Annotated in this window: 12 protein-coding genes; 9 read left to right on the top strand and 3 right to left on the bottom strand. The window is 68.8% G+C overall.

Annotated features, from left to right (window positions below):
- The first annotated feature begins 201 nt into the window (after positions 1-201).
- A complete protein-coding gene (locus tag CFB45_RS18530; RefSeq protein WP_089426798.1) occupies positions 202-1,470 on the top strand; it encodes a lipoprotein-releasing ABC transporter permease subunit in 1,269 nt (422 codons plus the stop codon).
- Positions 1,471-1,502: 32 nt separating this feature from the next.
- Here CFB45_RS18530 and CFB45_RS18525 read toward each other — a convergent pair whose 3' ends face one another.
- A complete protein-coding gene (locus CFB45_RS18525; protein ID WP_089426797.1) occupies positions 1,503-2,315 on the bottom strand; it encodes a hypothetical protein in 813 nt (270 codons plus the stop codon).
- Between the two features lie 591 nt (positions 2,316-2,906).
- Here CFB45_RS18525 and CFB45_RS18520 point away from each other — a divergent pair.
- A complete protein-coding gene (locus tag CFB45_RS18520; protein ID WP_089426796.1) occupies positions 2,907-4,862 on the top strand; it encodes a Xaa-Pro dipeptidyl-peptidase in 1,956 nt (651 codons plus the stop codon).
- A gap of 136 nt (positions 4,863-4,998) precedes the next feature.
- Here CFB45_RS18520 and CFB45_RS18515 read toward each other — a convergent pair whose 3' ends face one another.
- Positions 4,999-5,907 (bottom strand): LysR family transcriptional regulator, encoded by a 909-nt coding sequence (locus tag CFB45_RS18515; protein WP_089426795.1) that lies wholly within the window; start codon positions 5,905-5,907, stop codon positions 4,999-5,001.
- A gap of 144 nt (positions 5,908-6,051) precedes the next feature.
- On the opposite strand from CFB45_RS18515, the gene CFB45_RS18510 reads away from it, so the two are divergent.
- The 3 genes from CFB45_RS18510 to CFB45_RS18500 all read left to right on the top strand — a co-directional run bounded on the left by CFB45_RS18510 (position 6,052) and on the right by CFB45_RS18500 (position 8,772).
- Positions 6,052-7,173 carry an alkene reductase gene (locus CFB45_RS18510; protein ID WP_089426794.1) on the top strand — a complete coding sequence of 374 codons (1,122 nt, stop codon included), beginning with the start codon at positions 6,052-6,054 and terminating at the stop codon, positions 7,171-7,173.
- A 74-nt stretch (positions 7,174-7,247) separates the two neighbouring features.
- On the top strand, positions 7,248-7,688 hold the full coding sequence (locus CFB45_RS18505) for a DoxX family protein (protein ID WP_089426793.1): 441 nt from the start codon (positions 7,248-7,250) through the stop codon (positions 7,686-7,688).
- 76 nt (positions 7,689-7,764) lie between these two features.
- On the top strand, positions 7,765-8,772 hold the full coding sequence (locus CFB45_RS18500; RefSeq protein ID WP_089426792.1) for a quinone oxidoreductase family protein: 1,008 nt from the start codon (positions 7,765-7,767) through the stop codon (positions 8,770-8,772).
- 96 nt (positions 8,773-8,868) lie between these two features.
- Here the strand turns inward: CFB45_RS18500 and CFB45_RS18495 are convergent, their stop codons facing one another.
- Complete coding sequence (locus CFB45_RS18495; protein WP_089426791.1) at positions 8,869-9,798, bottom strand: 2-hydroxyacid dehydrogenase; 930 nt, start codon at positions 9,796-9,798, stop codon at positions 8,869-8,871.
- A 166-nt stretch (positions 9,799-9,964) separates the two neighbouring features.
- Here CFB45_RS18495 and osmF point away from each other — a divergent pair, with 166 nt between their 5' ends.
- Genes osmF through CFB45_RS18475 form a run of 4 tightly spaced genes read left to right on the top strand, consistent with a single transcriptional unit; the run spans position 9,965 to position 13,762 of the window.
- Complete coding sequence (gene osmF / locus CFB45_RS18490; RefSeq protein ID WP_089426790.1) at positions 9,965-10,888, top strand: glycine betaine ABC transporter substrate-binding protein OsmF; 924 nt, start codon at positions 9,965-9,967, stop codon at positions 10,886-10,888.
- Positions 10,885-12,063 carry an ABC transporter permease gene (locus CFB45_RS18485; RefSeq protein ID WP_089426789.1) on the top strand — a complete coding sequence of 393 codons (1,179 nt, stop codon included), beginning with the start codon at positions 10,885-10,887 and terminating at the stop codon, positions 12,061-12,063. The genes osmF and CFB45_RS18485 overlap by 4 nt, the downstream gene beginning before the upstream one ends.
- On the top strand, positions 12,060-12,998 hold the full coding sequence (locus tag CFB45_RS18480; protein ID WP_089426788.1) for an ABC transporter ATP-binding protein: 939 nt from the start codon (positions 12,060-12,062) through the stop codon (positions 12,996-12,998). The genes CFB45_RS18485 and CFB45_RS18480 overlap by 4 nt, the downstream gene beginning before the upstream one ends.
- Positions 12,995-13,762 (top strand): ABC transporter permease, encoded by a 768-nt coding sequence (locus CFB45_RS18475; RefSeq protein WP_089426787.1) that lies wholly within the window; start codon positions 12,995-12,997, stop codon positions 13,760-13,762. The genes CFB45_RS18480 and CFB45_RS18475 overlap by 4 nt, the downstream gene beginning before the upstream one ends.
- Positions 13,763-13,792 lie beyond the last annotated feature (30 nt).

Raw genomic sequence — 13,792 nt, 5'->3', positions numbered from 1 at the left:
GCCGTAATTGCTTGGTATGTTCGACCGGATGCTGGGCGCCATTATCGATCAGACCCGAAACGATGGAAATATCGGTGTGCCGGCGCGCAACGCCGCCGGATGACCGGCCGGTCGGGCGGATCTCGGTCGTCCAGGGCGCAACCTCTGCACACGGCGGCGCCGCGTTCGCTAGAATGCGCGGCTCGGCAGGCTCGAATCGAAATGAAAGGAAACCGCTTGAAACTCCCGTTCGAATGGCAGATCGGGCTGCGCTATGCGCGCGGCGGCCGGCGCTCGGCCGGCGACGGCTTCGTGTCGTTCATTGCCGGCGCCGCGATGGCCGGCATCGCGCTCGGCGTCGCCGCGCTGATCGTCGTGCTGTCGGTGATGAACGGTTTCCGGACCGAAGTGCGCGACCGGATGCTGTCGGTGCTCGCCCACGTGGAAATCTTCTCGCCGACGGGCGCGATGCCCGACTGGCGGCTCACCGCGCACGAATCGCTGCAGAATCCGGCGGTGCGCGCCGTCGCACCCTATGTCGACGCGCAGGCGCTGCTGACGAACGCGGGCAGCGTGACGGGCGTCGCGCTGCGCGGCATCGATCCCGTGCTGGAGCCGCGGGTGTCCGAGATCGCGCGCAAGCTGAAGACCGGGCGGCTCGACGCGCTCGTGCCGGGCGAGATGGGCATCGTGCTCGGCTCGGCGCTGGCCGACGCGCTGCACGTGAAGATCGGCGACCGCGTCACGTTCTTCGCGCCCGGCAACACCGCGCGCATCGGCGACGCGCTGCCGCGGTTCCGGCAGTTCAACGTGGTCGGCACGTTCGAGTCGGGCCACTACCAGTACGACAGCGCGCTCGCCTACATCCACCTCCGCGACGCACAGACGCTGTTCAACGTGCGTGCGCCGACCGGCATCCGGCTGCGCCTCGACGATCTGCAGCGCGCGCCGGACGTCGCACTGGAACTGTCGCGCACGCTGTCGGGCGACCTCTATATCCGCGACTGGACACGGCAGAACCGCACGTGGTTCGAGGCCGAGCGGCTGCAAAAGCGCATGCTGTCGCTGATCCTGATGCTGATCGTCGCGGTCGCCGCGTTCAACCTCGTGTCGTCGCTCGTGATGACCGTCACCCAGAAGCAGGGCGACATCGCGATCCTGCGCACGCTCGGCGCGCCGCCCGGGTCGATCATGAAGATCTTCGCGATCCAGGGGATGACGATCGGCCTCGCCGGCACGCTCGCGGGCGTCGCGCTCGGCTGCGCGATCGCGGTGAGCATCCCGTGGGTGCTGCCCGCCATCGAGCAGTTGCTCGGCATCCGCTTCCTGACGCCGTCCGTGTACTTCCTCAGCTCGCTGCCGTCGAAGCTCGCGGCGACCGACGTGATCGAGATCGCCGCGGCCGCGTTCCTGATGTCGTGCGTCGCGACGCTCTACCCGAGCTGGCGCGCCGCGCGGGTGCGGCCGGCCGAAGCGCTGCGCGACGAATAGGCGCGCGGCGTGCGGCTCCGTGACGCGCGTGGCTACGCGATCTCGTGGAAGCCGATGCTGTTGCGGCCGTTCAGGATATCCTCGAACGCGGCGCCGAAGCCGACGTCGATCAGGCCGGCGCGCCGGCCGTAGGTCTTCTGCCCGGAATCGTCGACGAAGATCGCCGCACCCGACGACAACTGGCGGTCGGTATCCAGCAGCGCCAGCGTGCCGCGCGCGGTGCCGGCCGACTGATCGAACGTCAGCCGCGTGCCGTCCTGCGTAGTGAAATGCCCGCCGACTTCCTCGAACCTCTGGTTGCGCGCGACGGACGCGTTGATCTCCTTCATGAAGAGGAAGTCCGCGTCGGCGCGCTGGCTGGCCACCTTGCGATCGTCGTCCGTGAACGTCTCGCCTACGGCGGCCGCGCCCTGCTCCGCGAAATCGACGGCCTGCTGGTGAAACGCGCGCGTCGCGAGCACGAGGCCCGCGTTCGCGTTCAGCGTCGACTCCACCCACGCGCGATCGCTTTCCGTCATCGTCTTCGACACGACCTTGATCTGCCCGTTGTCGGTCATGAAGTCGAACTGCGCGTCGGCCAGGCCCGGACGCTTCGCGATGATCTCGTGCAGGCTCGTCGCGAGCTGGCTGGTGACGTCGCGCAGCTTCGTCGACAGGTTGCCCAGGATCGACATCTGCTTCATGCGCGCCGCGTGCATCGCGTCCTGGTCCAGCGCCCGGATGGTAATCGGCGTGTCCTGCGGCTGCCCGGTCGCCGCGTCCGTCTGCTGGCGCCCGTCGAGCGCAGCCTGCTGCGCCATCTGCACGAGCGAAAGGCCGCTCGCTGCCGTGACTGAAGTCGTCATGCCCTCTCTCTCCTTTCAATCTGTTTTTTACCGTTTACGGACAGATTTCCCGGAAATTTAGACCGATCGCAGGTCCATCGCCCCGCACACTTAAAACTTTGTTTGACTCAAACTAAAAAAGTTTGACACCGAGATTTCACTGAGATAAGTTTTGCGCAAGCTTCCGGAAAGCATTCCGGCCAGCCCTGCCGACTCGCGTCGCGCTTTCCTGCCGTTGCAGCACCGCCGTTCGCACCATCCCCGCCTTATCGCATCGTGCCGTTCCGTTTCATCTGAAACCTGAAGGAAGATCGGGCATGCCCGCATTTGATTCGCACTCCTGTATTCACTTCGTGCCGCCGGCCTCGCTTCGACCGGGCGCCCCGAATCAGCCGCCGCGCTGACGCTTCGCGGTCGAGGCGATGCAATCGCCCCGACGCTCACCGGGTCGCGCGATGCGTGACGCGCGTCGACACCGGCCGTGACACCCGGGCATCGCGCCCGGCGCTTTCGAAGATGCAGTTCCGTTTCATCCGATGCAGCACCCGGCCGGGCCGCAGGGGGCATATCGCGGGCCGTCCGGTTCCAGACAATCACAACAAGAGGTCGACAATGGACATTCATCGAACCGGATTACGTCGCGCGTGGCTTCCCGCGCTCGTTGCGGCCGCAACGCTCGCCGCGTGCGGCGGCGACGACGGCGGCAGCGTGGCGGGCGCCTCCGCGCTCGCGCAGGGCCAACAGGAGGGGGCCGCCGCCTCGGCGGCCGACAAGCAGTCGCTCGCGTCACGCATTTCGCCGTCGGGCGTGCCGTACGCCAACCCGGCCAGCGGCGGCCGCTACCGGCCCGTGATCGCGAACGGCCAGGTGCAGCCGTCGCTGTCGGGCGGCACGATCGAGGAGAACGCGTGGGTCGACACGCCGGTCGACTCCGACGGCGACGGCACGCGCGACCGCATCCACGTGCGCATCGTGCGCCCGACCGAAACCGCGAACGGCGCGCGCACGCCCGTCATCGTGCTCGCGAGCCCGTACTACGCGGGCCTCGCCGACAGCCCCGACCACAACGTCGACGTCGAACTCGACGGCACGCCGCATCCGGCCGCCACGGCGGCCGCGGCAGCGACCGGTGCCTCCGCACGCATCATGGCCGCCGCGCCGCAGGTGCGGATGCTGCAGCAGGTCGAGGCGGCCGCCGCCGGGCGCTCGTGGATCGAGGGCTACTTCATCCCGCGCGGCTTCACGATCGTCTACGCGGATTCGCTCGGCACGGCCGGCTCGGACGGCTGCCCGACGATCCTCACCCGCGACGAATCGGTCGCGATGGCCTCGGTGATCCGCTGGCTCGGCCGCGACGCGACCGCGAAGGACGCGAACGGCAAGACGGTCGTCGCGAACTGGTCGACGGGCCACGTCGGCATGTACGGCGTGTCGTACGACGGCACGCTGCCGAAGATGGTCGCGAGCCTGCGCACGCGCGGGCTCGACGCGATCGTGCCGGTCGCCGGGCTGACGAACATGTACGGCTACTACCGCTCGGGCGGGCTCGTGCGTGCGCCGGAAGGCTATCAGGGCGAGGACGTCGACGTGTACATCAAGGCGCTGCTGACGAACGCGCATCCGGAGCGCTGCACGCACCTGATCGACGAAGCGCTGCAGCAGGAAGACCGCAAGACCGGCGACTATTCGCCGTTCTGGGCCGCGCGCGATATTCCCACCGCGTACGCGGTCGCGCCGGCGCTCGTCGCGCAGGGGCTCACCGACGACAACGTGCGGGTCGACCAGTCGACGCTGTGGCATCTCGCGATGCGGCGCCAGGGCGTGCCGACGCAGCTGTGGCTGCATCGCCTGAAGCACACCGACCCGACCCGCGTGCCGGCGATGGCCGATGCGTGGACCGCGGAAGTGAACCGCTGGTTTACGCGCTACCTGATCGGTTTCGACAATGGCGTCGAACGTGATCCGCGCGCGGTGATCGAGCAGGCGGACGGCACGCTGCTGAAGGAAGCGGACTGGGCCGCGCGCCACGCCACGCCGGTCACGTACTTCGCGGGCGGCGACGGCGCGGGAACCGGCACGCTGCTGCGGCTGCCGACCGGCGGCCCGCTCGCGCGTTTCACCGACGATGCGCGCATTACCGCGCTCACGCTGGCGAACGCGCCGACGGGCGAGAACCGCAGCCGCTTCGAAACCGCGCCGCTCACGGCCGCGACACGCCTGTCCGGTTCGGCGACCGCGCGCGTCAGGCTGACCTTCACGGCCGTGGCCAACGTGACGGCCCTGCTGGTCGATCGCGCGCCGGACGGCACGGCGACGATCGTCACGCGGGCGTGGACCGACCCGCGCAACCGCGTGTCGGAGTGGGTCTCGCAGCCGGTTCTGCCCGGCATGCCGTACGACCTGAAGCTGACGTTCATGCCGCGTGACTACAAGCTGGAAGCCGGCCACCGGCTGGGGCTCGTCGTGCTGTCGAGCGACAACGAGGCGACGCTGCGGCCGACGCCGGGCACCGGGCTGACGCTGGACCCGGCCGGTACGTCGGTGACGGTGCCGCTGGCTTCGTCCTGAGCAGGCGTGCGCCGCGCGGAACGCACTTCAGCCGGCGCGCGTCGCTGACACGGCAGAACGTCCGGCCAGCCTTCGATCGTCGCGGAATGCAAGGCTGGCCGGGCGGCCTGCCCGGCCGGTCGCCGCCGGGCATGGGTCAGGCCCGCCGGCCGTTCGGATCGCCCTGGCGACTCAAATAATCGATCAGCCACTGCGCGGCCGGACCGCTCGCGCGATCGGCACGCCGGATCAGCGATAGTCCGTAGCGGAACGTGCGCCGGTCGGCCAGTTGCACCGGCACGAGACGGCCCGACTGCAGATCGTCCTCGATCAGATGCATCGGCATCGATCCCCAGCCCAGCCCGGCGAGCAGCAACCGATGTTTCGCGCCGAGGTCGGCCACCTTCCAGGTGCGGGTCGCATGGATTCCGAACGATTGCCCGTCGGTGACCTTGCTGCGGTCGGTGAGCACGATCTGCGTATGCTCGCGCGCCTCCGAGAGCGGAATCGGCGCGTCACGCAACGCGAGCGGATGCATGGGCGCCGCAACGGTCAGCAACTCGATCGCCCCCATCGAGGTCGCGTCGATCGCATCCGGCCAGTTCGGAATCGGGCCACTGATGCCGAGCGCACAGCCGCCGTCGAGCACCAGCTTCATGACGCCGCCGAGCGCTTCGATCGCCAGGTTGAGTGCGACGGTCGGGAACGCCTCCGCAAACGCCTGCATGCCTTCGACCAGCTTCGGCAACGGAAACATCACGTCGACGGCCAGCGACAGCTCGGCTTCCACGCCGCCCCGCAAACCGGCCGTCTTCGCCTGCAACTGCCCCATCAGCATGTCGAGCCGACGCGCATCGGCGAGCACGACCTCGCCGGCGGCCGTCAGTTGCGGACGGCGTCTGCCGCGCTCGAACAACGGCATGCCCAGCTGTGCCTCAAGGCTGGCGACCGCATAACTCACCACCGATTGCGCCCTGCCGAGCCGACGCGCCGCCCCTGAAAAGCTGCCTGCCTCGACGACGGCGACGAACGCACGAAGCTGATCCAGATTGGGGCTGCGATCCACGATCTATCCAGAAAATTGATTTTAACGATCCATTCTAGCCAATTGTTTGGATCGAAACGATCCCCTACATTCCTGTCACGCCATGTCGATCGCGGCTTCCCCCGCGTCGACAGTCCCCCGTCAATGTCACAGGAACATGGAACCATGACGACCGACCGCTTGCTTTCACCGCCCCGGGCACCTGCGCGTCCGACGCCGTTCGACCCGATCGAACTCGGGCGCATCACGCTCAGGAATCGCATCGTAATGGCGCCGATGACGCGCAGCCGTGCCGGTGCCGGCGACGCGCCCGGCCCGATGAACGCGACCTACTACGCACAACGGGCCTCGGCCGGCCTGATCGTCACCGAGGGCGCGCAGATCTCGCCACAGGGCAAGGGCTATCCGTTCACGCCGGGCATCTACAGCGACGCGCAGATCGCGGGCTGGAAACAGGTGACCGATGCGGTGCACCGTGAAGGCGGCCGCATTTTCGTGCAACTGGCCCATGTCGGCCGCATCGGTCACCCAGACCTGCAGCCGGACGGCGCACGACCGGTCGCGCCGTCGCCGATCCGGCCCGACGGCGACGCCTATACGCCGACCGGCCCGCAGCCGTACCCGGTGCCGCGCGCGCTCGAAACCGCCGAATTGCCCGCCGTCGTCGACCAATACGTGCTGGCCGCTCGCGCCGCATTGCAGGCCGGGTTCGACGGCGTGGAGATTCACGCCGGCAACGGCTATCTGCTTGACCAGTTCCTGCGTGACGGCACGAACCGCCGGACCGACGACTACGGCGGCACGATCGACAACCGGCTTCGGCTGCCACTCGAGGTCGTGCGCGCAGTCGGCCTCGTTTCAGGCCCCGATCGATTAGGTATCCGTATCTCTCCGGTCACGCCGCATTTCGGTGGAATCGCGGATAGCGATCCGCAAACGCTGTTCGAGCGATTCGCCAACCGGCTGAGCGGACTCGCGGTCTATCTCCATGTCGTCGAAGGCATCCCTCAGGCCGCACCGGACGCGGTGCCCGCATTCGACTACGGCGCGCTCAGGCACGCGTTCGGCGGGCATTACATCGCGAACAACGGCTATACGAAAGCACGCGCGGAAACGGCACTTTCCGACGGCCATGCCGATCTCGTGTCGTTCGGCTACCCGTTCATCGCGAACCCGGATCTTGCCGAACGCCTCCGGCACGACCGGCCGCTCGCGCATGCGGACATGTCCATGGCCTATGGCGGCGGCGAAGCCGGCTATACCGACTACCCGCCGTTTCGCGCGTGAGCGCGGCCCCGAACCCCAACCGCTGAACACGGCGGCGGATCGCCGATCCGCCGCCCCTCGAACAAGGACTCACCATGATTCGATCGATCAACCGCGCCCTGTACCGAACCGCTGCGCAGACGCCCACCGTCAACGCCATCCTGTCCGTCCTGGTGCGCACCCTCATCGCCGGCGTCTACGTCGGCGCGGGCATCAGCAAGATCTTCAACTACGCAGGCACCGAGCAATACATGGCGCACATGGGTGTGCCGGGGGCGCTGCTGCCGCTCGTGATCTTCGTCGAGGTCGCCGGCGGCCTCGCGTTGATCGCCGGCTTCATGACGCGACTCGCCGCGCTCGGGCTCGCGATCTTTTCGGTCATCGCCGCGGTGATCTTCCATAGCGGCGGCGACCAGACGCAGCAGACCTTCTTCATGATGAACCTGTCGATGACGGGCGGCCTGCTCGCGCTCGTGCTGAACGGCGCGGGCCGCGCCTCGTTCGATCGCGGCGATCGGGCATCCCTGCCGGAGTGATCCGGCCGACGCCGCGTCCTGCCCGACACCTCACACATCCCGGGGGCAACGCCCCCGCATCCAGCGAGATTTCCCCGTGAACACCATGAATGCCATTCAGATCGATCATTTCGGCGCTCCGTCCGTACTCCGTCCGGTCGTGATCGAGCGCCCGACACCGGCTCCCGACGAAGTCCTCGTGCGCGTGACGCGCATCGGACTGAATTTCGCGGAAACGCTGCAACGCGCCGGTACCTATCCGGGGCCGGCGCCGACGTTGCCGGCGATATTGGGATCGGAAACGGTCGGCACCGTCGAAGCCCTCGGCGCGAACGTGCGGGACTTCCAGGTCGGCGATCGCGTGGCCGCGGCGCTGTTCGGCGCAACGAGCGGAACCGGCGGCTATGCCGAATATGTGACGGTACGCGCTCCGCTGATCGTCGCGATTCCCGACGCCGTTTCGGACGACGACGCCGTCGCGGTCATGCTGCAGGGGCTGGTCGCCCGCATGCTGCTGCGCGAGACGCCGGTGGCCGCACGATCCGTCGCCATCACCGCCGCAGCCGGCGGCGTCGGTTCGATGCTCATCCAGCTGGCGAGACTCGACGGCGCCAGGACGATCGTCGGCCTGGCCGGTTCCACGGAGAAGCTATCGACGGTGCGGGCGCTCGGTGCCGATCAGGCCGTGAGCTATCGCGACGACGCGTGGGTCGATCGACTCGGCGCCGCAACCGGCGGCACGGGCCCCGACGTCGTGTTCGATTCGATCGGTGGCGCCGTGGCCCGCACGCTGGCGTCCAGCCTTGCGCCGCACGGTCGCTTCGTCGCCTATGGCGCGGCAAGCGGCCAGTTGCTTGCGGTCGATGACAGCCTGATGAACGCGCTCATCTTCGGCTGCCGCTCGCTGTCGGGTTTCGCGTTGCATGCGTTCCTCGCCGATCACGTCGTGCAGCAAACGCTCGGCGAGCTGTTCGGCTTGCTGGCCACCGGTGCACTGAAGCCGCTGATCGGGGGCAGCTATGCGCTCGACGCGATCGTCGACGCGCATGTGGCGCTCGAGTCGGGCGGCACGACCGGCAAGCTCGTGCTGCGTATCGATCGATAGCGCTGCGCACCCGCCCTCGACCGTCGCGGGACGCCTCTCACGCCGACATCGATCCCGGACGAAACGGTGGGCGGCGAATCATCGTCCCGGCGCCGCTCACACCGGCGTCAACACCGGCCGCCCTGAAAAGTGCCGCTCGGCATTGTCGATGAACTGCCGCACCGACCGATCGAGCGCCTCGGGCGACCAGCCGCCCATGTGCGGCGTCAGCACGACGCTGTCGAGATCCGTCAGCGCGCGCGGCGGCTCGGGTTCGCCTTCGTACACGTCGAGCCCCGCGCCCGCGATGCGTCCTTCACGCAACGCGTCCGCCAAAGCAGCGGTATCGACAACACTGCCGCGCGACACGTTGACGACGAACCCGCCGGGGCCGAGCGCGTCGAGCACCGCGCGATCGATCAGGTGCCGCGTGCCCGCGCCGCCCGGCGTCGCGACGATCAGGAAATCGGCCCACTGCGCGAGCGCGTCGACGCGATCGAAATAGCGGTAAGGGACGTTCTTCTCCGACCGGTTGTGATAACCGATCTCGATGTCGAAGCCGGCCGCGCGGCGTGCGCACTTCTCGCCGATCTTGCCGAGCCCGACGATGCCGAGCTTCTTGCCCGACACGTTCGGCGGCATCGCCAGGCCGTCGCGCCACACGCCCGCACGGGTTTTCGCATCGAGCTGCACGACGTTGCGCACGGCCGCGAGCAGCAGCGCGAACGCATGATCGGCCACGCAATCGTCGTTGGTGCCGGCGCCCGTGACCACGGTCACGCCGCGCGTCTTCGCATGGGCGACATCGATGTGCTCGTAGCCGGCGCCGAGCGCGCTGACGAACGTGAGTTGCGGAAGACGATCGATTTCGGCGGCGGTGAGCCCCGTGCTGCCGTTGGTCAGCACCGCGCGTATCGTGCCGCCGTGTTCGGCGATCGCACGTTCGCGTTCGTCGGATGTCGGGGCGTAGCGCACGTCGAACGACGCGGCGATCTCGCGATGCGCGTCGCCGCGCAATGCGATGAGAACCAGCAACTCGGGCTTCATGTCAGGAAGTGTCGGCAAGGCGGGAACGGATTCAGTGTAACAAGCCTGCCACACGGATGCGGGTAATCCCCACACGGGCTGTGGGCACGCCGCCGCACGTGGTTTGCCAAAGCCGGCTCAGTCAAGTAACTTTCGGCGTACGCCCTCGTCCTGGAGATTGGCCCGTATGAAGCTCGCCCTGCCCGCCCGGATCCTGGGCCTCGCGCTCGCCGCCGCGATCGTCGCGCCCGGCGCGCATGCCGACACGCCCGTCGTGGTGTCGTCGAAGATCGACACCGAAGGCAACCTGCTCGGCAACCTCATCGCGCAGGTGCTGAAGGCCCACGGCATTCCCGTCACCGAAAAGATCGCGCTCGGCACCACGCCGATCGTGCGCAAGGCGCTCACGAGCGGCGAGATCGACGTCTACCCCGAATACACCGGCAACGCCGCGTTCTTCTTCAACAAGGCGGACGATCCGCTGTGGAAGAACGCGAGCCAGGGCTACGACACCGCGAAGCAGCTCGACTACGCGGCGAACCATCTCGTTTGGCTCACCCCGGCGCCCGCGAACAACACGTGGGGCGTCGCCCTGCTCGCACCGGTCGCGCAGTCGCAGCACCTGAAGACCTTCTCCGATTTTGGCAAGTGGGTGGCCGGCGGCGGCAAGGTGAAGCTCGCGGCGTCGGCCGAATTCGTGAACAGCGCGTCGGCGCTGCCGTCGTTCGAGAAGGCGTACGGCTTCAAGCTGAAGCCCGACCAGCTCGTCGTGCTGTCCGGCGGCGACACGGCCGCGACCATCAAGGCCGCAGCGAACCAGACCGACGGCGTGAATGCCGCGATGGTCTACGGCACCGACGGCGGCATCTCGTCGAGCGGCCTCGCGGTGCTCGACGACGACAAGCACGTGCAGCCCGTCTACGCGCCTGCGCCGGTGATCCGCGAAGCCGTGCTGAAAGCGCACCCGCAGATCGCCGACTACCTGAAGCCCGTGTTCGCGAGCCTCGACCTGAAGACGCTGCAGACGCTGAACGCGCGCATCCAGATCAACGGCGAACCGGCCGCCGGCGTCGCGAAAAGCTACCTGAAAGCGAAGGGCTTCGTTAAATGACCGATCGCGCGGCAGCGTCCGCGCGGCGCATCACGGCGGACAAGGTCGGCATCCTGATCGGGGTCCTGACGATCGTCGCCGTGCTCGGCCTGCCGTTCGCGGTGCTGCGGCCGAACCGCATCGCGGCCGGCACCGACCTGTCGGTGTTCGCCGCGCTGCCGGCCCTGCAGGGCGCCGGGTTCGCCGCGCTGTGGATCGTCGGCGCGCTGTGGGCGATGATGGCCAGCCGCCCCGCGTGGCGCCTCATGGCCGGCTGCGCGTGGCTCGCCACGCTCGCGTACGCGGTCGGCGCGGCCGCGACGCACCTCGTCGCGCCTGACGACACGCTCGCCCGCGTATCGCCCTCCTCCGGCGTCTGGCTGCTGCTGTTCGCGTGGGCCGTGCTCGTCGCGGATGCGCTCGCGCGGCTCGCATTCGGCCCGTGGCGGCGCCTCGCCGCGCTCGTCGTCGCGATAGCAGCGATTTCGGTGCCGCTCGCGAGCGGCTGGTGGGACGGACTTTCCGTGATGCGCGAATACGCGGTGCGCAGCGACGACTTCTGGATCGAGGCGATCCGGCACGTGTCGCTCACCGGCGGCTCGGTGGCGGCCGCGCTCGTCGCGGGCGTGCCGCTCGGCATCGCCTGTGCGCGCATCGCGGCGGTGCGTACCGTCGCGATGCCCGTGCTCAATATCGTGCAGACGATCCCCAGCATCGCGATGTACGGGCTGATGATGGCGCCGCTCGGTTTGCTCGCCGCACACGTGCCGCTTGCGGCCGCGCTCGGCATCCGCGGCATCGGCGTCGCTCCTGCCGTGCTTGCGCTGTTCCTGTATTCGCTGCTGCCGATCGCGTCGAGCGTCGTGGTCGGGCTCGGCCAGGTGCCGCCGCACGTGACCGAAGCGGCGCGCGCGATGGGGATGACGCGCGCGCAGCGGTTGCTGCGCGTCGATCTCGTGCTTGCGCTGCCGGTGATCCTGAGCGGCGTGCGCATCGTGCTCGTGCAGAACATCGGGCTGACCGCGGTCGCCGCGCTGATCGGCGGCGGCGGCTTCGGCACCTTCATCTTCCAGGGGATCGGGCAATCGGCCGCCGATCTCGTGCTGCTCGGCGCGATCCCGACGATCGCGCTCGCGCTGGTGGCGGCCGTCATATTCGAAGCCGCGACCACGCTCGCGAAGGGGCGTGCAGGATGATCGAGATCGAACGTGCGGGCAAACGCTTCGGCGATATCGTCGCCGTCGACGACGTCTCGCTGACGATCGAGCGCGGCACGATCACCGCGCTCGTCGGCGCATCGGGCAGCGGCAAGTCGACGCTGCTGCGCATGATCAACCGGCTGATCGCGCCCACCAGCGGCACGATCCGCATCGACGGTGTCGATACGGCCACCGTTGCGCCCGAGCAGCTTCGTCGCGGCATCGGCTATGCGATCCAGGGGCACGGGCTGTTTCCGCACTGGAGCGTCGCGCGCAACATCGCGACCGTGCCGCGCCTGCTCGGCTGGACGGCCGATCGCATCGACGCGCGCGTGAACGAATTGCTCGATCTGTTTCATCTCGCGCCGGCCGAGTTCGCGGACAAGCTGCCGCACGAACTGTCGGGCGGGCAGCAACAGCGCGTCGGCGTGGCGCGTGCGCTCGCGGCCGAGCCCGCGATGCTGCTGATGGACGAGCCGTTCGGCGCGCTCGATCCGATCATCCGCAACAAGGCGCAGGACGACCTGTTTGCCTTGCAGCGCCGCCTCGGCATCACGGTCGTGATCGTCACGCACGATATCGAGGAAGCGCTGAAGCTCGGCGACACGATCGCGGTGATGGACGGCGGCCGGCTGCTGCAGGTCGCTGCGCCGGCCGAGATTCTCGGCAAGCCGGCAGCCGGCGTCGTCGAACAGCTGGTCGCCGGCGTCGACCGGCCGCTGCGCCTGCTCGCGCTGACGCCGATCGACGCGGTGGCCGAACCCGGTCATGCCGACGGCGAACCGATCGCCGCGACGCGCACGCTGCGCGATGCGGTGTCGGAGCTGCTGTGGCGCGGTGTCGATGTGCTTCCGGTGGAAGATGGCGACGGCCGCAACACGCGCCGCATCACGCTCGATGCGATCCGTGCGCACGCAAGGAAGCCCGCATGACGACGCACGGCAGCACGCGGCCCGGGCGGTCGGCACTTCCCGCCTACCTCGCACGCGCGGCCGCGCTCGCGCTACTGCTCGTGCTGCTGTTGCGACCCGCCTGGCTGCAAGGCTTGTTCGCGCCGTTCGCGGACAACGGCGCGCCGGTCATCTACGATCGCGCGAGCCTGCTCGACCTCACGCTGGCGCATCTCGGCACGGTCGCGTTGTCGAGCGTGATCGGCACGATCGTCGCGGTCGCGGCCGGCATCGCGGTCACGCGGCCGTGGGGCGCGGATTTCCTGCCGCTCGCGCGCAGCGTCGTCGACATCGGCCAGACCTTCCCGCCCGTCGCGGTGCTCGCGCTCGCGGTGCCGGCCGTCGGCTTCGGCCTGAAGCCCGTGCTGATCGCGCTCGTGCTGTATGGGCTGCTGCCCGTGTTCGAAAGCACGATCGCGGGGCTCGAGGACGTGCCGCGCGACGTCGTCGACGCCGCGCGCGGGATGGGGATGAGCGGCTGGCAGCAACTGGTGTCGGTCGAGCTGCCGCTCGCGTTTCCGGTGATCGTCAATGGGGTGCGGCTCGCGGTCGTGATCAATCTCGGCACCGCGACGATCGGCTCGACGGTCGCCGCGCGCGGGCTCGGCGACGTGATCATCGCGGGGCTGCAGACGTCGAACACCGCGTTCGTGCTGCAGGGCGGCGTGATCGTCGGGCTGCTCGCGGTGCTCGTCAGCGATGCGATCGGCGCGATTGCACGGGTGGCAGCCGCACGCCGCGCGTAGAAGCCGTTGCGCGACTTTTGGAAGGAGAAA

The organism is Burkholderia sp. HI2500, assembly GCF_002223055.1.
Taxonomy (GTDB): Bacteria; Pseudomonadota; Gammaproteobacteria; order Burkholderiales; family Burkholderiaceae; genus Burkholderia.
Note: the sequence above shows the minus strand (reverse complement) of the source record. Positions and strands in the feature narration are given on the sequence as shown.

Coding starts and splice junctions, on each gene's coding strand:
- CFB45_RS18530 (WP_089426798.1), top strand. CDS start 202: ATGAAAGGAAACCGCTTGAAACTCCCGTTCGAATGGCAGATCGGGCTG.
- CFB45_RS18525 (WP_089426797.1), bottom strand. CDS start 2,315: ATGACGACTTCAGTCACGGCAGCGAGCGGCCTTTCGCTCGTGCAGATG.
- CFB45_RS18520 (WP_089426796.1), top strand. CDS start 2,907: ATGGACATTCATCGAACCGGATTACGTCGCGCGTGGCTTCCCGCGCTC.
- CFB45_RS18510 (WP_089426794.1), top strand. CDS start 6,052: ATGACGACCGACCGCTTGCTTTCACCGCCCCGGGCACCTGCGCGTCCG.
- CFB45_RS18505 (WP_089426793.1), top strand. CDS start 7,248: ATGATTCGATCGATCAACCGCGCCCTGTACCGAACCGCTGCGCAGACG.
- CFB45_RS18495 (WP_089426791.1), bottom strand. CDS start 9,798: ATGAAGCCCGAGTTGCTGGTTCTCATCGCATTGCGCGGCGACGCGCAT.
- osmF (WP_089426790.1), top strand. CDS start 9,965: ATGAAGCTCGCCCTGCCCGCCCGGATCCTGGGCCTCGCGCTCGCCGCC.
- CFB45_RS18485 (WP_089426789.1), top strand. CDS start 10,885: ATGACCGATCGCGCGGCAGCGTCCGCGCGGCGCATCACGGCGGACAAG.
- CFB45_RS18480 (WP_089426788.1), top strand. CDS start 12,060: ATGATCGAGATCGAACGTGCGGGCAAACGCTTCGGCGATATCGTCGCC.
- CFB45_RS18475 (WP_089426787.1), top strand. CDS start 12,995: ATGACGACGCACGGCAGCACGCGGCCCGGGCGGTCGGCACTTCCCGCC.